The following is a 22,022-nucleotide window of genomic DNA, read 5'->3' on the forward strand; positions in this document are numbered from 1 at the left end:
CGCCGGCCGACGTGCCTACGATGGACGGATGACCGACGCACGTCTCGCCCCCGGCGACCTCGCCCCAGACTTCACCCTCGACGACCAGGACGGCACGCCCGTGACGCTCTCGTCGCTGCGCGGCTCCCGGGTGCTCCTGTACTTCTACCCCGAGGCCATGACGCCCGGCTGCACCACCGAGGCCTGCGACTTCCGCGACAACCTCAACTCGTTCAAGGGCGCCGGCGTGCGGGTGGTCGGCGTCTCCAAGGATGACGTCGCGAAGCTCAAGCGGTTCGCCGAACGGGACGGGCTGAACTACACCCTGCTCTCCGACGAGGATCTCGCGGTGCAGCAGGCCTACGGAGTGTGGGGAGAGAAGCTCCTCTACGGCAAGACCGTGGTGGGGTCCATCCGGTCCACGTTCGTGATCGGCGAGGACGGACGCATCGAGCGCGCCTGGTACAACGTCAAGGCCACCGGGCACGTCGCCCGCGTGCGTCGCGAGCTCGGCCTCGACGGCTGAGCGTCAGGCGCCGTCGGGCGCCCGATCGACGTCTCCCGGCCGCGTGTAGGCGAGTCGCACGGGCGCCCACAGCAGGAGCCCGATCACCGTGACGGCGGGCACGAGCAGCAGCCAACCGACATCCGGTCGCGCGAAGAGCCCCTGGAACGCGCCGACGGCCACCGACACCTGCAGCACCTGCCACACGATCGCGGCGGCACGCGACCAGGGCGCCCGCCGGATCGAGGCCACCGCCACCGCGGTGACCCAGATCGCGCCGATCACCACCAGCACGATGAGCGCGACGGCCGTGGCGTACGACGACGGTTTGAGCGCCAGCACGTCGACCACGAGCCAGACCACCACGGCGACGAGCGCGGCCGCCTCCAGGAAGAGCAGTCCCGTGACGGTGACGAGCGCCGCTCGCACTCCGCCGGAGTCGGATGCCTCGTGCGGCATGTTCGGCTCGAGGCCGTCCTGATTCACAGCGTTATCCCAAACACGGCTATTGATTCGATCTCTCCGCTATGCGACCATTTATGAGGCCGAATTGATGCTCACAGGGACGTGAGCCGATCAGTCATGATCCTACTTCCCGATATTCGGCTTTCCCCCTGCAGCACAAAGCCGAACACGGCTGGCGCAATCGTGCGCGTCTGCGATCGAAGTACACGCAAGGAGCATCTCCATGGATTGGCGCGACAAGGCCGCCTGCCTCACCGCAGACCCGGAACTCTTCTTCCCGGTCGGCAACACCGGTCCCGCCGTCGACCAGATCGAGAAGGCGAAGGCCGTCTGCGGCCGCTGCACCGTCACCGAGATCTGCCTGCAGTACGCCCTCGAGACCGGCCAGGACTCGGGTGTCTGGGGCGGCCTCAGCGAAGACGAGCGCCGCGCCCTGAAGCGCCGCGCCGCCCGCGCCCGCCGCGCCTCCTGAGGGCAGCGCGCCACCGGGGCGCGCCGTCGCCGCCCAGCCGGGTCGACCGCTATGCCGGCGTGATCCAGCGCAACGGCACGTCGATCGTGACCTCGGTGCCGCGACCCATCACCGTGTGCCAGTCGATGGTCCCGCCGAGCTCGCCCTGGATGAGGGTGCGCACGATCTGGGTACCGAGACCCTCGCCGACCTTCCCCTCGGGGAGTCCCGAGCCCGTGTCGCGCACCTGGACGGTGAGCGTCGTCGGCGATCGGTCGGCGGTGATCTCGACGTCGCCCTCCTGACCGGCGAGTCCGTGCTCCACGGCGTTCGTGACCAGCTCCGTGAGGGCCAGCGCGAGCGGCGTGGCGTACTCGCTCGGCAGCACGCCGAACGACCCCGAGCGCTTGGGGTGGGCCGTCGTGTTGTGTGCGGAGGCGACCTCGGCGACGAGCAGCAGCGCACGGTCGAACACCTCGTCGAAGTTCACGTTCTGCGTGAGGCCCTCGGAGAGGGTGTCGTGCACGACCGCGATCGCCCCCACTCGACGCATCGCCTGCGTCAGCGCGTCGCGCGCCTCGTCCGAGTGCGTGCGACGAGCCTGGATGCGCAGCAGCGACGCGACGGTCTGCAGGTTGTTCTTGACCCGGTGGTGGATCTCACGGATGGTCGCGTCCTTGGTGATGAGCTCCTGCTCCTGGTGGCGCAGCTCGGTCACGTCGCGGCTCAGCACGATCGCGCCGATGCGCTCGCCCCGATGCCGGATCGGGATGGCCCGCAGCGACACGGTCACGCCCCGGGACTCCACGTCGGTGCGCCACGGCGCCCGGCCCGTGACCACCAGCGGAAGGGACTCGTCGACCACGAGCTTGCCGCTCAGCAGGCGCGTCGTGACCTCGGCGAGCGACTCGCCCTCGAGCTCGTCCTCGAAGCCCATGCGGTTGAAGGCCGACAGTGCATTGGGACTCGCGAAGGTGGTCACGCCATCGAGGTCGAGGCGGATGAGTCCGTCCGACGCCCGGGGAGCACCGCGACGTGGCCCCGTCGGGGCACCGAGGTCGGGGAAGTCGCCTGACGCGATCATCTGGAAGAGCTCCTCGGCGCACTCGTTGAACGTGAGTTCCTGCCGGCTGGCCGCCCGCGTGGCTCCGAGGTTCGTGTGTCGCGTGATCACCGCGACCGGCTCGGGCGCGAGGTGGGTGCCGGTTGCCGAGAGCCGCCGCATCACCGGGACGGCACGCACCCGCGTGGGCATCTCCTCGTACCAGTCGGGCGCGGAGGAATCGGTGATCCGTCCCGACTCGAACGCGCCCGTGACGAGCTCTCGCCACTGCGGCTTGATCTGCTGGCCGACGAAGTCGCGGTAGAAGAGTGTCGCGGCGCTCGATGGGCGGGCGTGGGCCACCGCGACGAAGTCGTCGTCGCCCGATGGCACCCAGAGCACGATGTCGGCGAAGGCGAGGTCGGCGAGCAGCTGGAGGTCGCCGACGAGCATGTGCAGCCAGTCGACATCGGCCTGACTGCTGCGGCCCTGGGCGAGGACGAGTTCACTGAGGGTCGACACAGACCCAGCGTAGTGGGCGGTCCCGGGTGCCGCCGCGAGACGTCAGCCGGCTGCGGCCCGACGTCAGCCGGCTGCGGTACGACGCATCGGAGCCAGCGCGAAGCCGCGCCGCCGGAGGGGCTCGGGCACGGGGAGGACGTGATCGAGCACGTACTCCCGCAGCGCGGCGCGCAACGGGCTGCGCGGCGCGGCATCGCGCAGCGTGCGCGCCGTGAGGATGGCGGCATCCGTCGAACGGCCGTCGTGCGGAAGCAGCGTCGCCTCCGTGATACCGGCGAACCGCCGGAGCGTCTGGCGCACCTGGGCGTGCGCGTCGATGCCGAGCGCCGCCGCCCGCACGCGGTTCACGACGACGTCGACCCGGTCGGCGTCGACGAGCTCGACGAGCTCGCCGTGGCCGCGCAGCAGCCTCGACAGCCCGACCGGATCGGCGAGCCCGACCGCGATCACCCGGTCGGCGGCAGCCAGGCATGCGAAGGTGGCGGCATTGCGGCGCGGCGCGAACTGATCGCTCGTGAGCTCCTCGTCGCGCTCGAGGCTGAATCCGGTGTCGATGACGACGTATTCGACCTGCCCGGCAATCGCCTGGAGCGCCGCCGTCACGCGATCGTGTGCGAGCTCGGGCCAGCGACTCGGCCCCACGAGGCCGGTGAACACGTCGAACGAGGCACGTGGCGCCGAGTACCGCTGCACGATGCGCTCGAGCTCTGCGCGGTCGAGCGCGTCCCCGCCCGCCAGGCGGCACGCCGAGGCGAACCCCGGCGCCTCGTCGAGCAGGCCCAGCGACGGTGCGACGGCGCCGCCGTAGGGATCGGCGTCGACGAGTGCGACCGTGTGGCCTGCGGCGGCGATCTCGGCGGCCGCATTCACGGCGAGCGTGGTTCGACCCGGCGCGCCTGCGGGACCCCAGACGGCGATGAGCTCCGCCGATCGCCGGGCGGAGCCGCTTGCCGCCTCGCCGACGCGCGACGGCACGGGGACCCCGCCTCGGACGAGAAGCTCGATCTCACTCCAGGTCGCCGACCGATCGACCACCTCGTGCAAGCCGAGCTGCGTGGCATTCGATCGCTCGCCGTCGCCGCTGGCAAGTGCGATGACGCGGATGCCCCGCTCGTCGCACGCATCGAGCAGCTCTGCGCTGAGCGTGACCCGGCCGGCGCCGACGAGCACCACGTCGGGCGCCAGCACGTCGAGGCTGTCGACTACGTCTCGCCACCCGACGAGCCGGGCCACGACGGTGTGGCCGTGCTCCACCACGTCGGCGAGGAGGCGGTCTTCGGTCGCCGGGTCGAGCGCGAGCGCCAGCCGGGTCATCGGGGCTCGCTCACCCGCGCCGGCACGAGGTCGATCGCGTCCTCGGCGGCGAGCGCCTCGAGCAGCGCCGCGACCTTCTCCCGCGGGATCACGAGCTCGACCGAGGCGGCACCGGAATCCACCATGCCGCCGGCCTCCTGGATGCCGGCGACCTCGGCGCCCGCGACGAGCACGGCCGGGGGTTCGTACGCGCCGCGTTCGATCTCGTGTGCCGACCAGACATCGACGGTGGAACCGACGCGGAGCTCGCTCGGGAGCGTACCGCGACTCGGGACCACGACCGTCGCGAGACCGGTGCGGTCGACCTCGTCGACGGCGGAACGCGGCACCAGCTCTCCGGCTTCGATGGTGCGAATGGCCACGAGCCCGCCGTCGCCGAGCGCGTCGGGCGCGAGGTACCGGTCGGCCGTCGAACCGAGCCGTACCGATTCGACGACGAGGTCGTCGGCGTCGAGACGCGTGCCCGCCGTGACCGTGTCGCGAACGGAGTAGACCTCGATGGCGTCGTCGAGGCCGTTCACGAGTGCCCAGACGCCGGTCGTCGAGGCCGCGACGAGCACGATCCCGATGACGAGGCGCGGGTCGAGGCGGAGGGCGCCGCGCTCCGAGCGGGCGGGTCGACGAGCCATCGGCGTCCTTCCAGAGATGGGTGCAGAGCGGTCGGCGCGAACGCCGGCATCCATCGTCACCCGAAGCCGGGAGGACGCTGCGAAGTTATCCACACCTGCCCACCGCATCCGACGACAGGTCGATACTGGTCTCATGACCACACCCGGTTCAGGCGACGAGATCGGCCGCTTCCTGACGGTCGCCGACGCGGCTGAGCTGCTGGCGGTCGATGTCGCGACGGTCGACGAGCTCATCCGCTCGGGCGAGTTGCCGGCCATCCGGGTCGGCACGTCGGGGCCATGGCGGGTCGAGCGCACGCAACTCGAGCTGTGGATCGACGACCAATACGAGGCGACGCGCAGGCACTCCCTCTGGAACCAGGGCGAGTTCGCGAACGTGACCGAGCTCTCGGGCGCGCGGACCGCCCGCCTCCGCCCCGTCGACTGAACCCGGGCGTAGTCAGCCGAACGACACGAGGACGATCCGCTCGAACGGCACGATGCGGATGCCGTGCACCTCCCGCTCGCGCCGCACGGTGCCCGGCTCGTGGACGGCCAAGTCGAGATGGTCTCGGGCCACGCGGTCGAGCGTGCCGTGCACCCTGCCGTCGTCCGTGGTGAGCTGCACGGCGAGGCGCCTGCGGCACAGGTCACGGAGGACGAACGGGAGCCCGATGCGCTCGGCGAGCCGCGCGGCCGACTCGGGGACGGGCCGGAGGCTCGGCTCGATCTGCGTGCGACCAGGCAGGACGGCGGCGATCGCGCCGAGCGGCACGATGCACTGCCGCGCGGCGGGCGCGGGCCCGTGCAGGGCCGCGCTCATCCAGTCCCGGCCGAACGCGAGCGGTCGGAGGTCGTGCACCTCGCCCCCGCGCAGTTCCACCCGGATGACTGCGGAGGGGTCGTCTCCGACCTCCTTGGCCATCGCGATGAGTCGATCGCGGAGGGTCAGCCGCCCCAGGCGCAGCCGTTCCTCCTCGAGTGCGAGGGCCCGCTCCTCCTCCCGCTGCTCATGGTCGAGCTGCGACTCGAGGTCGTCGAACAGCAGGTCCCATCGCATGGACGCACGTTACCCTCCGCCACACCGTGATCGGATCGTTCTCCACAGGTGCCCGAAATCCTTGACACGTGTCGGCGCGGATGCGTACGGTTCAGTCGAGGATTCCCCGACGTCCCCCGATCGGGGGTGATCCAACCGGGCGGCTGAAGGCCGCCGCCATCCCCTCAATGGAGCCGAGATGACCGCACGCCCTGCCGCCGGCCACGCAACGATGCGAGTCGCTGCCCCGCAGTTCCTCGATGACGACGAGTTCTTCGGTCGTCAGCCGGCACGCCGCAGTGAACTCCCCGATCCCGAACCGCTGCTGCGAAGCCTCACGCATTGCGTCATCGAGGTGCTCGCCGGCGCCCGCGACCTCGAGCAGCTCGCCCGATGGGTGACCGACGACGTCTATCGCAACCTCTCGAAGCGCGTCGTGCTGGCCGCCCGCGCCCGACGCGTCAAGGGGCAGGCTCCTCAGCGGCCGGCATTCACCGTCGGCCACGTGCACCTGTGCGAGCCGGCAGACGGCGTGCTCGAGGCTGTGGTCATGGTGCACCAGAAGGCCAGGGCACGCGCCGTCGCCATCCGGCTCGAGGGCATGGACCAGCGCTGGCGCGCGAGCGCCATCAGCGTCCTCTGACGAGCCGCACGACACGCCCCGCACGACGAACGAGCGGGATCCCCCAGCCGATCGGCCGAGGGATCCCGCTCGTTCTCGTGCGTCAGCGCCCCTTGCGCTCCTGAGCGCGACGCTCCGAGCGATTCTGCGGTCCGGCGTCTCCGCCGCCGGTGCGCTGGCCGAACGCGCCTCGCGACGCTTCCACCTCCGCGGCGGGCGCCTGTGCCTGCGCCACGGCACGGCGCGCGCGCTGCGTCGCCGCCTGCTGCACCTGGCCACGCTGGTTGCGCACCTCGACGCCGCCCGAATCGCTCGGCGCCGAGTAGCTCAGCTTGTCGTCGGACGCGCCCTGGCGGCCGAGGCCCTTGGCCTCGATCGTCGCCCCGCCGACGCCGGGCTGCGGCGCCACCTCGACCTCGAGATTGAAGAGGAAGCCGACGGTCTCCTCGCGGATGGATCCCATCATCTGCTGGAACATCGCGTAGCCCTCGCGCTGGTACTCGACGAGCGGGTCGCGCTGGGCCATCGCGCGCAGGCCGATGCCGTCCTTGAGGTAATCCATCTCGTAGAGGTGGTCGCGCCAGCGACGGTCGATCACGGAGAGCACCACGCGGCGCTCGAGCTCCCGCATCGCCGGGCTGCCCAGCTGCTCTTCACGGCGCTGGTAGGCCAGCTTGGCGTCGGAGAGGATCTCGCGTCGGATGAAGTCGCGGTTGACACGGCCCTTCTCGCCCGCCTCGGCCACGACCTCGTCGATCGTGATGCCGATCGGGTAGAGGGTCTTCAGCTCGGTCCACAGCGCGTCGAAGTCCCACTCGTCGGGGTTGCCCTCTGCGGTGTGGGCGTCGAGCACCTCGTCGATCACGTTCTCCAGGAACGTCTGGGTGCGCTCGTGCAGGTCGTCGCCCTCGAGGATGTGGCGGCGGTCGCTGTAGATCGCCTCACGCTGGCGATTCAGCACGTCGTCGTACTTGAGCACGTTCTTGCGGATCTCGGCGTTGCGCGCCTCGACCTGCGACTGCGCCGAGCGGATGGCGCGGCTGACGACCTTCGACTCGATGGCGACGTCGTCGGGGACGCCGCGCGACATGAGACTCTCGGCGGCACCCGCGTTGAAGAGCCGCATCAGGTCGTCGGTCAGCGACAGGTAGAAGCGGCTCTCGCCGGGGTCGCCCTGACGGCCGGAGCGACCGCGGAGCTGGTTGTCGATGCGTCGTGACTCGTGGCGCTCGGTGCCGAGGACGTAGAGCCCGCCCGCGGCCAGCACCTTCTCGGCCTCGATCGCGACCTCGGCCTTGACCTTCTGGAACACCTCGTCCCATGCGGCCTCGTACTCCTCGGGCGTCTCGACGGGGCTGAGTCCGCGCTCGTGCATCTGCTGCACGGCGAGGAACTCGGCGTTGCCGCCGAGCATGACGTCGGTGCCTCGACCGGCCATGTTCGTCGCGACCGTGACCGCGCCGTGCCGGCCCGCCTGCGCGACGATCGCCGCCTCACGGGCGTGGTTCTTGGCGTTCAGCACCTCGTGGCGAACGCCCTTCTTGGCCAGCAGCCTCGAGAGGTACTCGCTCTTCTCGACGCTCGTGGTGCCGACCAGCACGGGCTGGCCCTTGCCGTGGCGCTCGACGATGTCCTCGACGACCTGGGCGAACTTCGCCTCCTCGTTCTTGTAGACGAGGTCGGGCTGGTCGATGCGAACCATCGGCTTGTTCGTGGGGATGGGCACGACGCCGAGCTTGTAGGTCGACATGAACTCGGCGGCCTCGGTCTCAGCGGTGCCGGTCATGCCCGAGAGCTTCGTGTAGAGGCGGAAGTAGTTCTGCAGCGTGACGGTCGCGAGGGTCTGGTTCTCGGCCTTGACCTGCACGCCCTCCTTGGCCTCAATCGCCTGGTGGATGCCCTCGTTGTAGCGACGGCCCACGAGGATGCGGCCGGTGTGCTCATCGACGATGAGCACCTCGCCGTTCATGACGACGTAGTCCTTGTCGCGCTTGAAGAGGGCCTTCGCCTTGATCGAGTTGTTCAGGAACGAGATGAGCGGGGTGTTCGCGGACTCGTAGAGGTTGTCGATACCCAGGTAGTCTTCGACCTTCTCGATGCCCGGCTCGAGCACGCCCACGGTGCGCTTCTTCTCGTCGACCTCGTAGTCCTCGTCGGGCACGAGCCGCTTGGCGAGGTTCGCGAACTCGTTGAACCAGCGGTTCGCCTCGCCCGATGCCGGACCGGAGATGATGAGCGGCGTGCGCGCCTCGTCGATGAGGATCGAGTCCACCTCGTCGACGATGGCGAAGTAGTGGCCCCGCTGCACCATGTCGCTCGACTGCCACGCCATGTTGTCCCGCAGGTAGTCGAACCCGAACTCGTTGTTCGTGCCGTACGTGATGTCGGCCGCGTACTGCTCACGGCGCACCGCGGGGGTCTGGCCGGCCACGATGCATCCGGTCGTCATGCCGAGGGCGCGGAAGACGCGCCCCATGAGCTCGGACTGGTAGCTCGCGAGGAAGTCGTTGACGGTGATGACGTGCACGCCCCGGCTCGTGAGCGCGTTGAGGTAGGCGGCCGTGGTGGCGACGAGGGTCTTGCCCTCACCGGTCTTCATCTCGGCGATGTTGCCGAGGTGGAGCGCAGCGCCTCCCATGAGCTGCACGTCGAAGTGCCGGAGGCCGAGCGTACGACGGCTCGCCTCGCGGACGGCGGCGAAGGCCTCGGGCAGCAGGTCGTCGAGCGACTCGCCGTTCGCATAGCGCTCGCGCAGCTCCACCGTCTCGTGCTTCAGTTCCTCGTCGCTGAGGGCCTGGAAGTCGTCTTCGAGGGAGTTGATCGCCGCAGCGTAGTTCTCCAGCCGCCTGAGGGTTCGGCCCTCGCCGACGCGGAGGACCCTTTCCAGAATCGAAGCCACGAATGTTCTCCTGTAGTCGTCGGGCGCCACGTCCCTTGGATGGCACGTTCTCGAGTGGAACGCCCGGGCACGCCCGATGCCGCCGTGCAGACGGCCATCATAGCCATGCTAGCGGCCAGCAGGCTGGGCGACGGCGGCAAGCGGGCCGGGTGCGGGCCGGTGGGCCCGCACCCGGCCCGGGTGCGTCGATCGTCGTGGCGTCAGACCGTGACGCGCTGCAGCTCCGGCGCGGATTCGTCGACCGGTGCATCCGCCCCGTCGAGGCCGATGAGACCGTAGTCCCAGCCCTTGCGGCGGTAGACCACGCTGGGCCGTCCCGACTCGGCGTCGACGAAGAGGTAGAAGTCATGTCCGACGAGCTCCATGAAGTAGAGCGCGTCGTCGACGGTCATCGGCGTGGAGGCGAAGACCTTGCGGCGGATGACCACCGGGCAGTAGACCTCGTCCTCCTCCATCGACGATGCCGCCTGACCGTCGTCGATGACCGGGATACTGCCCGTGCGCACCTGTTCGAGCACCTCGGGCGCGGCGGCCTGCACGCCGACCTCGGCGAACCCGACGTCGGTCGCCTCGCGGAGCGAGGTCGGCCTGCGCTGGCCGCGATGGACCTTGCGGCGGTCCTTGGCGCGGCGGATGCGCTCGAGCAATCGCCCGAGGGCGACGTCGAACGCGGCGTACTTGTCCGAACCGTCGGCTTCGGCACGCACCACAGGTCCCTTGCCGACCAGGGTGAGCTCGACGCGATCCGGTCCGGTGTTGCCGTTCTTCTCATTGTGACGGCTCAGCTTCACGTCGAGGGAGATGGCTCGTTCGGCGAGATGGGTGACCTTCTCCGATTTCTCGGCCGCGTAGGCGCGGAACCGATCGGTGACCCCCAGGTTTCGTCCAACGATGTTCAGTTCCATGACGACCTCCATTCACCGGCGTGTCACCCGGATCTGAAGGGTGGATCGACCACGCCTGTCCTGCCACCGTAGTCGTCCGCGCTCCCGATGTCACGGAGAGGTTGCCGAGATTCGGAACTGGGCCCGGATCTGCGCAGCGGGGTCTGCGCGAGCACGACCACGGCGTCGATCGCGCCGCCTGCGGCGGTCACGGCGCGGGCGGCTTCGGCGATCGTCGCGCCCGTCGTGAGCACGTCGTCGACCAGCACGAACCGGCGTTCGTCGAGGCGACGCCGGGCCTCGAGGGCCCCGTGGGCGTTGGCCCGGCGCGCCTCGGCGCCGAGGCCGGCCTGGTCGCGGCGATCGCGCGCGAGGCGCAGCACGGACGACGGGCGGATGCCGCAGCGAGCGAGCAGCGCGTCGACGGGCGCATACCCGCGGGCGCGCATGGCGGCCGGGGTCGACGGCACGGCGCACACCTCGAGGGCACCGGCGGGCCGGCCGGCGACGGCCTCGGCGAGGGCAGCGTGCAGCGCCCGGGCGAGTGGCGCCGCGGCATCCGTTCGGGAGGAGTCCTTGTAGGCGGTGACCACCTGCGCCACCACGCCGCCGTACTCGAGCGCCGCCCACGCCGAGATGCCGTCCCGCGTCACGACCTCGGGCCTCGGCCGGAGGGCACCGACGCAGTCTGCGCAGACCGAGCGGTCGGGGGCGCCGCATCCGGCGCACGAAACCGGCACGAGGAGGGCGCACGCGTCGAGCAGCGCGTCGCGGGCGAACACCTGCACGCGGCGGAGCGAGTCGGCGGCCACGCGGTCAGCATCGACCCCACCGGCGGCGCGGTGTCACCAGTCGGCACCGCGCACGACGGTCGTCCGTCCCACCGCCCTCGGGAGGACGAGACGATCAGGGCAGCTGCGACGCGACGAAGCTGATGCCGACCGCGCGCGCCTGCCAGCCGACGCCGACCTGCACGTCGAGGTCACCCGCGGCCGTGAGGACCCGGAGATCGGCGTTGCCGCCGTCGACCTGGATGCCGGCCTCGGGCCCGCCGCGCTCGCGCGAGATGCCGCCGAGCTCCTGGATCACCAGTCGGGTGGCACCGTCGCTGAGCCCGGTGACCGAGCTGACGGTGCTCGAGTCGAGCCACGCCACGTCGAGCGGTGTCCCCGTCACGTCGGCCAGGTTCAGCACGAGCTGCCCGAGCCCCTGCTCGGAGGGCAGGCCGTCGTCGCCCCGTTCGATGGCGGCGACGACGAACCGGGTCCGGCCGCCGTCGGCGAGGATCGCGAGGAGTCGCGTGGAGTCGCGCGACACCTCGATGGACGCGATCGAGGAGCCGCTCCAGGGCACGGCGACCTGGCCGGTCGTGCCGTCGGGCGCGAACCACATGAGCTGATCGGGGTGATCGGCGGGCACCGACCAGACGATGCCCTGGCCGTCGATGGCGGGCACGACCAGGTTGGCGCGCAGATCGAGCGGCTTCGTCTCCTCACCGGCGCGGACGAGGAACACCCCTTCCGGCGACCGCACCGCCGCGGATTCGGCGCCGATCCCCACGGAGGCACCGAGGGGAAGCAGGGCGGCGACGGACTCCGAGATGCCGGGGATGGGGTCGATGGACTCCCCCGACGCCGCGAGGTAGCCGAACGTCTCCCCGTCGAAGACGACGGTGCGCGGGTCGACGCGCGGCGACTTCGACGGGCGGCGCGCCGGCTCGGGCACGTCGGGGTCGACGCCGTTCAGCGTGAGGTCGACCCTCGTGATGTTGCGCACGCCGATCAGGCTGGCATCGAGCTGCGCCTGCATGCGCTGCACGGTGCCGAGGTCGTCGAACGCCGCGCCCGCGAGCGACACGCTCGCCACGCCGCCTTCGACGGGGACGGAGGCCGGCTCGAGCTGCACGCCCTCGGGGAACGCGGAGACGACCCCGGGAGCAAGCCAGTCCGCCGCTCCGGCCAGCAGTCCCTGCACGATGGTCGTCTGCGCCGAGTCTCGCCCGGCATACCAACGCACGTCGGGCACCAGGTAGCGCCCGGTCGGATCGAGGAAGTACAGCGTGTAGTCGCGGAAGACCTGCGTGAACTCGCCCTGGTCGATGAGGATGCCCTGCGGCGCGCTCGAGATGCGCCACTCCCCGTCGACCTGCTCGAACCGGTAGTCGAACGGGATGGGCGTCCGCGACGCCGGCTCCTCGTACTGCCCGTTGTCGCGCAGCAGCGCGGCCGGGGTGGCCTCGACGCGCATCGCCGTCGGGTCGACCACGCCCACCTCCCGTTCGGCGAGCACGTCGACGGTCGCAGCCGCGCCCGGCTCCCACTCGTCGGCGAACGCGTCGGTGAGGTACTCCCGCGCGATCTGGTAGTTCTCCCGCGGGCTCTGTGCCGCGTTGAGGAACCCGTCGAGGATCTGCGCCTGGCTCGCTCCCTTGGCGGGCGGGTCGGCGAGGATGTCGAAGTCGTTCGGGGCTTCGGCGACGACGGGTTCGCCCGGCTGGACGGGACCCGAACTCGGGATGGAGGCGCAGCCGGCCAGCGCGAGTGCTGCGACGAGTGCGGCGGATGTCGCGGTGAGAATCCTGCTACGCACCGTGCACCTCCCTGGACCCCGTCTCGAGCGTCGGCACGGCGCCCACGGCCCCGGTCGGAGCGGGACCCGCGGCGCCGGCATCGGCAGGTTCGAGCGGCAACGGCGAGACCACCTCGGCACCCGGCACCCGTGGCAGCGTCAGCCGGAAGACCGTGCCCGCGCCGGGCTTCGACCACACATCGAGGGTTCCGCCGTGGGCGACCGCGTCCTCCAACGAGATCGCGAGGCCGAGGCCGGTGCCGCCGATCGTCCGCATGCGGCTGGGATCGGCACGCCAGAACCGGTCGAACACCCGCTCGGCCTCCTCCTGCGTCATGCCCATGCCGTAGTCGCGCACCGAGAGCGCGATCGCGGTCTCGTTGCTGTCGACCGCCACCACGATGGGGCGACCCTCGCCGTGCTCGATCGCGTTGCCGAGCAGGTTCCGCACGATCCGTCGGATGCGTCGCGGGTCGACCTCGGCGTCGAGGTGCCCGCCGGGTGCCTCGAGGCGGAGCTCGGTGCCGTGTTCGAGGGCAAGCTGGTGCATCGACTCGATCGCATCGCCCGCGAGGTGCACGAGGTTGGTCGGCTCGGTCGCAAGCGTGACGGATCCGGCGTCGTACCGGCTGATCTCGAGGAGGTCGGCGAGCAGCCGCTCGAACCGGTCGGTCTGGGTGTGCAGGAGCTCCACCGTGCGCGAGGTCGGGCCGGGGAAGTCCTCGCGCTGCCCGTAGAGCACGTCGCCGGCGAGCCGGATGGTCGTCAGCGGCGTGCGCAGCTCGTGCGACACGTCGGAGACGAACCGCTGCTGCATGACGGAGAGCTCGGCCAGTTCCTTGATGCGCGCCTGCAGGCTGTCGGCCATGCCGTTGAAGGACGCCGCGAGCGTCGAGAGCTCGTCCTCGCCGCTCTCGGGCATGCGCACGCCGAGGTCGCCGGCGGCGAGCCGTCGGCTGGTGGCGGCGGTCGCCCGGATGGGCTCGATGACGCCGCGCACGACCACGAGGGTGATCGCGCTGAGGAGGGCGAGCAGGGCGGCGGCGCCCACCATGCCGGTGATCTGCATGAACGCGAGCGTCTGCTCCGCCTCGGCGAGGTCATACCCGATGTACAGCTCGTAGCGCCCGGCGTCGGACGGCAACTCGAGGTCGCTCCCGACGACGATGCCGGGATGCGTGCCGCCCTCATCGTCGGGCAGGGCGACCGACTGCCAGTACTGGGTGTCGGGGTGATCCTGCACCTGCGAACGGAGCTCGGGCGTGATCACGCCGGAGAGCCCTGGGCTCAGCCGGTCCGACGGGGCGAAGGTCACGGCGTCCTGGCCGGGTGCCCGGAAGAGGCCGAGGTCGTTGCTGCCCGAGACGCTCGAGACGGTGCTGATGGCGTCGGCCACCAATTTCTGCATGGACGCCCGGTCCGAGGCATCCGACGCGCTCAGCAGGCTCTGGGCCGCGCCGGTCGCGTTGTTCGATGCCTCCAGCACGGCATCGCGATTCGCCTGGAACAGGTTCGACGCGACGCTGAAGGAGATGTACAGGCCGATCACGAGGATCGCGAGGCCCGACAGCCCGAGCGTGATGATGACGGTGCGGAACTGCAGCGATCGGCGCCACAGCACCGAGAGGCGGCGCGGCACATCGCGCCACGAGAGGGCGGCGCGTGGGGACTGGGCGTCGGCCGCGGCCATGCGGCTCCTAGGTGGTCGCGCCGGCGCGGTAGCCGACCCCGCGCACGGTCATGACGATGCGCGGATTGTCGGGGTCGTGCTCGACCTTCGCGCGCAACCGCTGCACGTGCACGTTCACCAGCCGCGTGTCGGCCTTGTAGTGGTAGCCCCAGACCTGCTCGAGCAGCATCTCGCGCGTGAACACCTGCTGGGGCTTCGAGGCGAGCGTGAGCAGCAGGTCGAATTCGAGGGGCGTGAGGTTGATGCGCTGGTCGCCTCGCCGTACCTCGTGGCCCGCGGCGTCGATCGTGAGGTCGCCCACGCCCAGCGTCTCCACGACCGGGTCGGGCGCCGGACGCAGGCGGGTGCGGATGCGGGCGACGAGCTCCTTCGGGTTGAAGGGCTTGACCATGTAGTCGTCGGCGCCCGACTCGAGGCCCTTGACGACGTCGGCGGTGTCGGTCTTCGCCGTGAGCATGATGATCGGCGTGCCCGACTCCGCCCGGATGCGGCCGCACACCTCGATGCCGTCCATGCCGGGGAGCATGAGGTCGAGCAGGACGAGATCGGGCTTCGTCTCCCGGAAGGCGGCGAGCGCACCGGTGCCGTCGGCGCAGAACACCGGGTCGAAGCCCTCGGTGCGCAGCACGATGCCGATCATCTCCGCGAGGGCCGTGTCGTCGTCGACGACGAGTACGCGTGGGGTCATCCGTCTGTTTCCGTCGGGGTCCGCGGGACGGACCGATGGCAGTGGAACCACTGTAGTCGCTGGAACCCGTGCGTCGTCCGGAAGCGCCCTGCACGGCGGCTGAACGCCTGAGGGGGCCTTCGCGCGCTCGAGCCCCCGGGGATCCCCAGGCCCGCCACGGCCTGCACGAAGTGTGCGAGCATGGTGCACACCCCCGGAAGGAGCGCACGCAGGTGTCCGATCACGACTGGCAGGCGCCCGGCGCAGCACCCGTCCACGGGCCTGGTGCGGATGCCCCATCCCCCACGCCGACCGGCGTGCCGACGCCTCCCCCGATGCCTCCGTCCGCACCGCCGCAGCCTCCGTCCGCGCCGCTCCAGCAGGGCTACGGACCGCCGCCCGGCTACACGGTCCCGCCGCCCGGGTACGCGCCGCAGCAGGCAGCCGGATGGGTGCCCCCGCCAAAGCCCGGGCTCCTCCCCCTGCGACCCCTCGGGTTCGGCACCCTGATGTGGGCGCCGTTCCGCACGCTCCGGCGCAACCCCGCGCCGACGTTCGGCAGCGGACTGATCGTGCAGCTCGTCTCCGCGGCGGCGGCGGCGGCCGTGATCGTGCCGTTCTTCGGGCTGACCTTCTCGAGGCTCGAGGGCGCGACCGGCGCCGATGCCGACGCCATCCTCTCGGGCGCGGTCGGCGGCTTCCTGCTCCTGTCGCTCGTGCCCGTGCTCCTCTCGATCGTCGCGAGCGCGTTCCTGCAGGGGGTCATGGTCGTCGACGTGGCAACGGGCACGGTCGGCGACCGCCTCGGGTTCGGTGCGCTGTGGCGCCGGGCGGCCGCGCGCATCTGGCCGCTGATCGGGTGGACCCTCCTGGTCGCCGTGGCGCTCCTGGTCGCCTTCGGCGTGGTGGCCGGCGAGGTCGTCCTCGCCGCCGTCTCGACCTCGTCGCCGATCGGGCTCGTGGTCGGCATCGTCGTCGGCCTCCTCCTCGGCCTCGGCCTCCTCGTGGTGGCCTTCTGGATCGGGGTGAAGCTCGCGATCGTGCCCAGCATCATCGTGCTCGAGCAGGTCGGCATCCGAGCCGCCGTCGCTCGGTCGTGGCGACTCACCGACGGCGCGTACTGGCGCACGTTCGGCGTGCTGGTGCTCGTGGCCGTCATCCTCAACGTGGCCGCGCAGGTGGTCGTGCAGCCGGTCTCGCTCGTCGGCACGATCCTGGCCGTGCTCATCGATCCGTCGGGCACCGGCGCCGCCCTGGCCGTGACGGTGATCACGACGATCGTCACGCTCGTCCTCTCGCTGCTCATCGGGGCCATCACGGCGGTGGTGCAGGCGGCACTCGTCGCCGTGATCTACATCGACCTCCGGATGCGGCGCGAGGGCCTCGACCTCGAACTCGAACGCTACGTCGAGCTTCGCGAGGCGGGGCAGGAGGCCGAAGACCCGTATCGGGTACCGGTCGAGTCGGCGCCGCGTGGAAGCGAACCTCCGGCCGCGTGGTCCTGACCCTCCTGTTCGAGCCACTCGATCCCGACGCGCCCGAGGCGCGTCGGTGGCTCGAGGACGAGCTCGCGAAACCCGAGTACCGGAGCGCCCAGCCGACACCGTTCGACCTCGCCATGCAGCAGGTCCGTGACTGGTTCGTGAGCCTCTTCGAAGGAGCCGTCGGCATTCCGGCGCCCCTCCTCGTGCTGCTCCTCGTCATCGCGGTGGTGCTCGTCGTGCTGATCGGCCTGCTCGTGTTCGGCCTGCCGCGCCTCCGTCGACGGCAGCGGCCGCCCGCGCCGCTCTTCGACGACGACGATCGTCGCGACCTGACCGCGTTGCGGGCGGCTGCCGCTGCGGCGGCGGAGTCGGGCGACTGGCCACTCGCCATCGAAGAGCGGTACCGAGCGATCGTGCGCGGTGCCGTCGACCGCGACCTCGTGCAGGTGCATCCCGGAACCACTGCGCGGGGCGTGGCCGTCGCAGCGTCGACCCCGTTCCCCGACCACGCGGAGTCGCTGCGGTCCGCCGCCTCGGAGTTCGACGCAGTCCGCTACCTCGGGCGATCGGGATCCCGGGCACGGTACGAGGAGCTGGTGCAGCTCGACCTCGCGCTCGCGGCCGCCACCCCGGCGGATGCCGGCCGTGCGGCAATGGCGGCTCCTCGATGAGCGTCGCACCTCCCACGACCACGCCGACGGGTGCGGTCACCCCGACCATCCGCGAGGCGCTGCGCCGGCGGCGCGCGTGGATCGTCATCGGTGCGGTGCTCGTGGTGGGTGCGGTCGTCATGCTCGTCGCCCAGGGCGGCTTCCGCGCACCGGAGCCCACGTTGGGCGCCGGCAACGCCGCGCCGGCCGGCTCCAGGGCTCTGGTCGAGGTGCTCCGGCAGCACGGCGTCACCGTGACCGAGCCGCACTCGCTCGATGATGCGGTCGACGCCGCGCGCAGCGGCGCGACCGTGCTCCTCTACGACGAGTTCGACGTGCTCGACGGGGATCGACTCGACGACCTCGCCACGACGGCGGATCGCCTGGTCGTGGCGGAGCCCTCCTTCCGATCCCTCGAGGCGCTCGCGCCAGGCGTCCGGCTCGCCGGGGCCGCGAGCGGGACGATCGACGACGTGGCCTGCGACCTGCGTGCCGCCGGACAGGCCCGCGAGCTCTCCGATGGGCAGCGGCTGCTCACCATCGACGCCGACGCGACCTCTGCCGGGTGGACGGGCTGCTTCCGCGACGCGGAGCACGGCTTCGCGTTGGCGACGGGGCCGGGCCCATCGGGGGGCGAGATCGCCCTGGTGGGCGCCACGACGGTGTTCACGAACGAGCACATCTCCGAGGCCGGCAACGCCGCCCTCGCGATCGGCCTGCTCGGGGCCACCGACGAAGTGGCGTGGTACCTGCCGGGACCCGCCGACGCCGATCCGTCGCAGGCGCCCACGATGGCCGAGCTCACGCCCGGCTGGGTCAGCCCGGTGCTGGTGCTCTCGATCCTCGTGGTGATCGCGGCGGGCGTCTGGCAGGGCCGCCGCTTCGGACCGCTGGTGGCCGAGCGCCTGCCCGTCACGGTCCGCGCCGGCGAGACGAGCGAGGGACGAGCACGGCTGTACGCGCGGAGTGCGGCACGAGGGCACGCGCTCGACCAGCTACGTCTCGCCGCGATGGGGCGCATCGCGACGACGCTGCGCCTGCCGCGTGCGGCCGCCGCCGACGCGGTGTCGGATGCCGCCGCTGCCGCGACCGGCCGCGACGCGGCATCCGTCGCGCGCCTGCTCGTCGGCGCGCAGCCGGCAGGCGACCGCGAGCTCGTCGACCTCGCCGCCGAGCTCTCGCGACTCGAGGACGAGGTGGCCGGCTCGGTGCGGCCGCACGACCGGGACCACCAGCACGTCGAGGACCGCCCGCACGACCACGGCCCAGGCTCCGACCCGAACCAGCACCCCGACCACCCGACAGGAAGGCGACCATGACCGACGCGATCGCGACCACCGACGAGGAGTTGCGGGCGGCGCTGAACGGCGTCCGAACCGAGGTCGGCAAGGCCGTCGTCGGCCAGGACGGCGCCGTCACCGGCCTCATCATCGCCCTGCTCACCCGGGGGCACGTGCTGCTCGAGGGCGTGCCCGGCGTGGCGAAGACGCTGCTCGTGCGCACCCTGAGCCGCACGCTGCGCCTCGACACGCGCCGGCTGCAGTTCACCCCCGACCTCATGCCGGGCGACGTCACCGGATCGCTCGCCTACGACCCGCGCACCGGTGACTTCGCCTTCCGCGAGGGGCCGGTGTTCACGAACATCCTCCTCGCCGACGAGATCAACCGCACGCCGCCCAAGACGCAGTCGGCGCTGCTCGAGGCGATGGAGGAACGCCAGGTGTCGGCCGACGGGGTGACGCGCCCGCTCCCCGACCCGTTCATGGTCGCCGCGACGCAGAACCCCATCGAGTACGAGGGCACCTACGCGCTGCCCGAGGCGCAGCTCGACCGATTCCTCATGAAGCTCGTGCTCGAGGTGCCCGAGCGCGACGCCGAGGTGTCGCTGCTGCGACGCCACGCCGACGGATTCGACCCCCACGACCTCGGAGCGGCGGGCGTGACGCCCGTGCTCGGCGCGGCCGAGCTCGCCGCGGCCCGGTCGGCGGCCGCGGGGGTCCGGGTGTCCGACGACGTGCTGGCCTACGTGGTCGATCTCGCGCGCGCCACCCGACGCAGCCCGTCGATGCGGCTGGGCGTGAGCCCGAGGGCGACGACCGCGCTGCTCGCCGCCGCCAAGGCCTGGGCCTGGCTCACCGGCTACGACTCGCTCACCCCCGACCACGTGCAGGCCATGCTGCTGCCGGTGTGGCGGCACCGCGTGCAGCTGCGGCCCGAGGCGGAACTCGAGGGCGTCTCGGTCGATGCCGTCCTCCGCGGGGTCGTCCAGCAGGTGCAGGTGCCGCTCTGACATGGCGGTCTCCGGACGGTTCGCGATCCTCCTCGCGCTCGGCGTCGTGCCCGTCGTGGCAGCCGGCCTCCAGGGGGCGGATGCCGCGTGGCTGGCGCTCATCGCCTGGCTCGCCGTCTCGCTCGGCGCGGGCCTCGTCGATCTGTCGCTCGCGGCCTCGCCGCGCCGCGTCGTCCTGACCCGGGTGCTTCCCGACCGGGTCCGGCTCGGCGAGACCGTCACGGCGGAGCTCGCGGTGCAGCACGTCGGGCCGCGGCTGCTCCGTGCCGTCGTCCGCGACGGCTGGGAACCCTCCGCCGGGGTCGCAGGACCCAACCGAACGCGGCTGCGCATCCCGCCCGGTGAGCGACGGCGGATGTCGCTGCAGCTCACGCCCTGGCGTCGCGGCGACCGACGCACCGAGCAGGTCACCGTCCGCGCTGCCGGCCCATTGGGGTTGTGGGCCCGGCAGGCCACCCTCGCCTCGCCCGGCCGGATCCGGGTGCTGCCGCCCTTCCACTCGCGTGCCCACCTGCCCTCGCGGCTGACGCGCCTGCGCGAGCTCGACGGCCGCACGCCGCTCCTCATCCGCGGCCAGGGCACCGAGTTCGACTCGATCCGCGAGTACGTGCGCGGCGACGACGTGCGCTCGATCGACTGGCGTGCCACCGCACGGCATGCCGATCCCGAGGTGCCCGGCGGCATGCGGCTCATGGTCCGCACGTGGCGCCCCGAACGCGACCGGCGGATCGTGATCGTGGCCGACACCTCGCGCACGGCGGCCGCCAGGATCGCCGACGAGCCGCGCCTCGACACGGCATGGGAGGCGTCGTTGCTGCTGGCGGCACTGGCGACGCACGCCGGCGACCGCGTCGACTTCCTCGCCTGGGACCGGCGAGTGCGCGGTCGGGTGCACGGCGCGATCGGCCCGGCGCTCCTCGCCCGCATGGTCGACGCCATGGCCGACATCGAGGCGGAGCTGATCGAGGCCGATTGGGCATCCGTCCCAGGTCACGTGCGGCAGGTCACGAGCCGGCGGGCACTCGTCGTGCTGCTCACGTCAGCGGATGCCCCGGGCAGCTCACGCGGGCTGCTCACCGTGCTGCCCCAGCTCACGGCACGGCACACGGTCGTGGTGGCATCCGTGGCCGACCCCTCGGTCGTGGCGGCGGCACGCGAGCGGGGATCGCTGGACGAGGTGTACGGCGCCGCGGCCGCCGAGCGCTCGCGGCTCGATGCCGATCGTGTCGGGGCCGCGATGCGACGACTGGGCGCGATCACGGTCTCCGCTCCCCCGCAGGAACTGCCGCCGGCCCTCGCCGACGCCTACCTCGAGCTGAAGGCCGCCGGCCGGCTGTGACCCCGCTCAGCCCGCCACGATGCGGTTCGCGCCCGCGTCGAACTCGACGAGGTCGCCGGTCTCCCCCGCCCGCCGGGCGCGACCGCCGAGCACGAGCATGTAGGCGAGGAACCCCGCGAGCGCGAGCACGCCGATGCCGATCTTCACCGGCCACGGCCACGGTGCCGGCGTCACGAAACCCTCGATGAGCCCGGACACGAAGAGGAAGAACACGAGGCCGATGGCGACGGTGAACAGCGAGCGGGCGTCCTCGGCGAGCGCCACCCCGCGCGGCCGCGGTCCGGGCGCCACCCAGGCCCAGAAGATGCGGAGACCGGCCGCGGCGGCGACGAAGACGCACGTGAGCTCGAGCAGCCCGTGCGGCGCGATATACAGGAAGAAGGTGTCGGCCTCGTCGTAGGCGAACATCACGGCGGCCGTGATGCCGAGGTTCTGCGCGTTCTGCAGGATGACCCACGGCACCCACACCCCGAGGATGCCGAAGGCGACGCACTGCGCCGCGATCCAGGCGTTGTTCGTCCAGACGGAGCCCGCGAAGGATGCGGCGGGATTCTCCGAGTAGTAGGAGACGAATCCCTCCTCGGCGAGCTGGCGCAGCTCGGCCTCGGTGCCGATCGTCGCGAGCACCCGTGGGTCGCCGCCGACCCACCAGGCGTAGAGCGCCGCGACCACGACGGTGACCACCGCGACGGCGAGCGTGATCCAGCGCAGCCGGTAGAGGGCGGCCGGAAGGCTGAGGGTCGCGAACCGGGTGAACTGGCGAAGCGGGTTCTCGGGCGTGCCGGTGAACCGGAGTCGAGCCCGGGCCAGGCTCACCGAGAGGCGATCTCCGAGGGCCGTCGAGCCGGCCGTCGTCTGCACGAGCGAGAGATCGGATGCCGCGTGCTGGTACCGCTCGATGAGCTCGTCGGCACCTCGACCGTCGAGCCGAGACGATCGCGAGAGCACGTCGAGGCGCTCCCAGTCGTCGTGGCGGGCGGAGGCGAGCGCGTCGAGGTCCATCT

Annotated in this window: 21 protein-coding genes; 9 read left to right on the top strand and 12 right to left on the bottom strand. The window is 71.6% G+C overall.

The window, feature by feature from the left end:
* Positions 1-28 precede the first annotated feature (28 nt).
* Positions 29-505, top strand: a complete 477-nt coding sequence (bcp, locus tag J2X63_RS01395; protein WP_309973125.1) for a thioredoxin-dependent thiol peroxidase — start codon at positions 29-31, stop codon at positions 503-505.
* A 3-nt stretch (positions 506-508) separates the two neighbouring features.
* Here bcp and J2X63_RS01400 read toward each other — a convergent pair whose 3' ends face one another.
* Positions 509-970 (bottom strand): hypothetical protein, encoded by a 462-nt coding sequence (locus J2X63_RS01400; protein ID WP_309973128.1) that lies wholly within the window; start codon positions 968-970, stop codon positions 509-511.
* Between the two features lie 202 nt (positions 971-1,172).
* On the opposite strand from J2X63_RS01400, the gene J2X63_RS01405 reads away from it, so the two are divergent.
* Positions 1,173-1,421, top strand: a complete 249-nt coding sequence (locus J2X63_RS01405; RefSeq protein ID WP_022881603.1) for a WhiB family transcriptional regulator — start codon at positions 1,173-1,175, stop codon at positions 1,419-1,421.
* A 49-nt stretch (positions 1,422-1,470) separates the two neighbouring features.
* On the opposite strand, the gene J2X63_RS01410 is transcribed toward J2X63_RS01405, so the two are convergent.
* From J2X63_RS01410 to J2X63_RS01420, 3 genes are all read right to left on the bottom strand, one after another.
* On the bottom strand, positions 1,471-2,964 hold the full coding sequence (locus J2X63_RS01410) for a histidine kinase N-terminal domain-containing protein (protein WP_309973131.1): 1,494 nt from the start codon (positions 2,962-2,964) through the stop codon (positions 1,471-1,473).
* 63 nt (positions 2,965-3,027) lie between these two features.
* Positions 3,028-4,278 (bottom strand): regulator, encoded by a 1,251-nt coding sequence (locus J2X63_RS01415; RefSeq protein WP_309973132.1) that lies wholly within the window; start codon positions 4,276-4,278, stop codon positions 3,028-3,030.
* Positions 4,275-4,907, bottom strand: a complete 633-nt coding sequence (locus J2X63_RS01420; RefSeq protein WP_309973134.1) for a hypothetical protein — start codon at positions 4,905-4,907, stop codon at positions 4,275-4,277. The genes J2X63_RS01415 and J2X63_RS01420 overlap by 4 nt, the downstream gene beginning before the upstream one ends.
* A 133-nt stretch (positions 4,908-5,040) precedes the next feature.
* Here J2X63_RS01420 and J2X63_RS01425 point away from each other — a divergent pair, with 133 nt between their 5' ends.
* The gene (locus tag J2X63_RS01425) at positions 5,041-5,334 is read left to right on the top strand and encodes a helix-turn-helix domain-containing protein (protein ID WP_309973136.1); all 294 of its coding nucleotides are present in this window, start codon (positions 5,041-5,043) and stop codon (positions 5,332-5,334) included.
* 12 nt (positions 5,335-5,346) lie between these two features.
* On the opposite strand, the gene J2X63_RS01430 is transcribed toward J2X63_RS01425, so the two are convergent.
* Positions 5,347-5,946, bottom strand: coding sequence for a hypothetical protein (locus J2X63_RS01430; protein ID WP_309973138.1), 600 nt, complete (start codon positions 5,944-5,946; stop codon positions 5,347-5,349).
* A 178-nt stretch (positions 5,947-6,124) separates the two neighbouring features.
* Here J2X63_RS01430 and J2X63_RS01435 point away from each other — a divergent pair, with 178 nt between their 5' ends.
* Entirely contained in the window at positions 6,125-6,568 is a 444-nt protein-coding gene (locus tag J2X63_RS01435) for an Rv3235 family protein (RefSeq protein ID WP_309973140.1), read from the top strand.
* 82 nt (positions 6,569-6,650) lie between these two features.
* On the opposite strand, the gene secA is transcribed toward J2X63_RS01435, so the two are convergent.
* The 6 genes from secA to mtrA form a co-directional block, all read right to left on the bottom strand.
* A complete protein-coding gene (gene secA / locus J2X63_RS01440) occupies positions 6,651-9,446 on the bottom strand; it encodes a preprotein translocase subunit SecA (protein ID WP_309973142.1) in 2,796 nt (931 codons plus the stop codon).
* A 200-nt stretch (positions 9,447-9,646) separates the two neighbouring features.
* Positions 9,647-10,351, bottom strand: a complete 705-nt coding sequence (gene hpf / locus J2X63_RS01445; RefSeq protein WP_309973143.1) for a ribosome hibernation-promoting factor, HPF/YfiA family — start codon at positions 10,349-10,351, stop codon at positions 9,647-9,649.
* A 23-nt stretch (positions 10,352-10,374) separates the two neighbouring features.
* Positions 10,375-11,142 (bottom strand): ComF family protein, encoded by a 768-nt coding sequence (locus J2X63_RS01450; protein ID WP_309973146.1) that lies wholly within the window; start codon positions 11,140-11,142, stop codon positions 10,375-10,377.
* 94 nt (positions 11,143-11,236) lie between these two features.
* A complete protein-coding gene (locus J2X63_RS01455; protein ID WP_309973148.1) occupies positions 11,237-12,919 on the bottom strand; it encodes a GerMN domain-containing protein in 1,683 nt (560 codons plus the stop codon).
* Positions 12,912-14,588: an MtrAB system histidine kinase MtrB gene (mtrB, locus tag J2X63_RS01460; RefSeq protein WP_309973150.1), complete on the bottom strand. Its 1,677-nt coding sequence runs from the start codon at positions 14,586-14,588 to the stop codon at positions 12,912-12,914. Before mtrB ends, J2X63_RS01455 begins: the two co-directional genes overlap by 8 nt.
* Before the next feature lie 7 nt (positions 14,589-14,595).
* Positions 14,596-15,276, bottom strand: a complete 681-nt coding sequence (gene mtrA / locus J2X63_RS01465) for an MtrAB system response regulator MtrA (RefSeq protein ID WP_309973152.1) — start codon at positions 15,274-15,276, stop codon at positions 14,596-14,598.
* 314 nt (positions 15,277-15,590) lie between these two features.
* Between mtrA and J2X63_RS01470 the strand changes: the two genes are divergently transcribed.
* Genes J2X63_RS01470 through J2X63_RS01490 form a run of 5 tightly spaced genes read left to right on the top strand, consistent with a single transcriptional unit; the run spans position 15,591 to position 21,018 of the window.
* Positions 15,591-16,760, top strand: a complete 1,170-nt coding sequence (locus J2X63_RS01470) for a glycerophosphoryl diester phosphodiesterase membrane domain-containing protein (RefSeq protein ID WP_309973154.1) — start codon at positions 15,591-15,593, stop codon at positions 16,758-16,760.
* The gene (locus J2X63_RS01475) at positions 16,751-17,410 is read left to right on the top strand and encodes a DUF4129 domain-containing protein (protein WP_309973155.1); all 660 of its coding nucleotides are present in this window, start codon (positions 16,751-16,753) and stop codon (positions 17,408-17,410) included. Before J2X63_RS01470 ends, J2X63_RS01475 begins: the two co-directional genes overlap by 10 nt.
* Positions 17,407-18,708, top strand: a complete 1,302-nt coding sequence (locus tag J2X63_RS01480; protein WP_309973156.1) for a DUF4350 domain-containing protein — start codon at positions 17,407-17,409, stop codon at positions 18,706-18,708. Before J2X63_RS01475 ends, J2X63_RS01480 begins: the two co-directional genes overlap by 4 nt.
* The gene (locus J2X63_RS01485) at positions 18,705-19,679 is read left to right on the top strand and encodes a MoxR family ATPase (protein WP_309973158.1); all 975 of its coding nucleotides are present in this window, start codon (positions 18,705-18,707) and stop codon (positions 19,677-19,679) included. The genes J2X63_RS01480 and J2X63_RS01485 overlap by 4 nt, the downstream gene beginning before the upstream one ends.
* Position 19,680: 1 nt before the next feature.
* Positions 19,681-21,018: a DUF58 domain-containing protein gene (locus J2X63_RS01490; protein WP_309973160.1), complete on the top strand. Its 1,338-nt coding sequence runs from the start codon at positions 19,681-19,683 to the stop codon at positions 21,016-21,018.
* A gap of 6 nt (positions 21,019-21,024) precedes the next feature.
* On the opposite strand, the gene J2X63_RS01495 is transcribed toward J2X63_RS01490, so the two are convergent.
* Positions 21,025-22,020, bottom strand: a complete 996-nt coding sequence (locus tag J2X63_RS01495) for a stage II sporulation protein M (RefSeq protein ID WP_309973162.1) — start codon at positions 22,018-22,020, stop codon at positions 21,025-21,027.
* Between the last annotated feature and the right edge of the window lie 2 nt (positions 22,021-22,022).

The organism is Agromyces sp. 3263 (genome assembly GCF_031456545.1).
In the GTDB taxonomy this organism is placed as follows: Bacteria; Actinomycetota; Actinomycetes; order Actinomycetales; family Microbacteriaceae; genus Agromyces.

What these genes read in the sequence shown, in the direction of transcription:
- bcp (WP_309973125.1), top strand. Translation starts at nt 29, where the DNA reads ATGACCGACGCACGTCTCGCCCCCGGCGACCTCGCCCCAGACTTCACC.
- J2X63_RS01405 (WP_022881603.1), top strand. Translation starts at nt 1,173, where the DNA reads ATGGATTGGCGCGACAAGGCCGCCTGCCTCACCGCAGACCCGGAACTC.
- J2X63_RS01415 (WP_309973132.1), bottom strand. Translation starts at nt 4,278, where the DNA reads ATGACCCGGCTGGCGCTCGCGCTCGACCCGGCGACCGAAGACCGCCTC.
- J2X63_RS01420 (WP_309973134.1), bottom strand. Translation starts at nt 4,907, where the DNA reads ATGGCTCGTCGACCCGCCCGCTCGGAGCGCGGCGCCCTCCGCCTCGAC.
- J2X63_RS01425 (WP_309973136.1), top strand. Translation starts at nt 5,041, where the DNA reads ATGACCACACCCGGTTCAGGCGACGAGATCGGCCGCTTCCTGACGGTC.
- J2X63_RS01430 (WP_309973138.1), bottom strand. Translation starts at nt 5,946, where the DNA reads ATGCGATGGGACCTGCTGTTCGACGACCTCGAGTCGCAGCTCGACCAT.
- J2X63_RS01435 (WP_309973140.1), top strand. Translation starts at nt 6,125, where the DNA reads ATGACCGCACGCCCTGCCGCCGGCCACGCAACGATGCGAGTCGCTGCC.
- hpf (WP_309973143.1), bottom strand. Translation starts at nt 10,351, where the DNA reads ATGGAACTGAACATCGTTGGACGAAACCTGGGGGTCACCGATCGGTTC.
- mtrB (WP_309973150.1), bottom strand. Translation starts at nt 14,588, where the DNA reads ATGGCCGCGGCCGACGCCCAGTCCCCACGCGCCGCCCTCTCGTGGCGC.
- mtrA (WP_309973152.1), bottom strand. Translation starts at nt 15,276, where the DNA reads ATGACCCCACGCGTACTCGTCGTCGACGACGACACGGCCCTCGCGGAG.
- J2X63_RS01470 (WP_309973154.1), top strand. Translation starts at nt 15,591, where the DNA reads ATGCCTCCGTCCGCACCGCCGCAGCCTCCGTCCGCGCCGCTCCAGCAG.
- J2X63_RS01480 (WP_309973156.1), top strand. Translation starts at nt 17,407, where the DNA reads ATGAGCGTCGCACCTCCCACGACCACGCCGACGGGTGCGGTCACCCCG.
- J2X63_RS01485 (WP_309973158.1), top strand. Translation starts at nt 18,705, where the DNA reads ATGACCGACGCGATCGCGACCACCGACGAGGAGTTGCGGGCGGCGCTG.
- J2X63_RS01490 (WP_309973160.1), top strand. Translation starts at nt 19,681, where the DNA reads ATGGCGGTCTCCGGACGGTTCGCGATCCTCCTCGCGCTCGGCGTCGTG.
- J2X63_RS01495 (WP_309973162.1), bottom strand. Translation starts at nt 22,020, where the DNA reads ATGGACCTCGACGCGCTCGCCTCCGCCCGCCACGACGACTGGGAGCGC.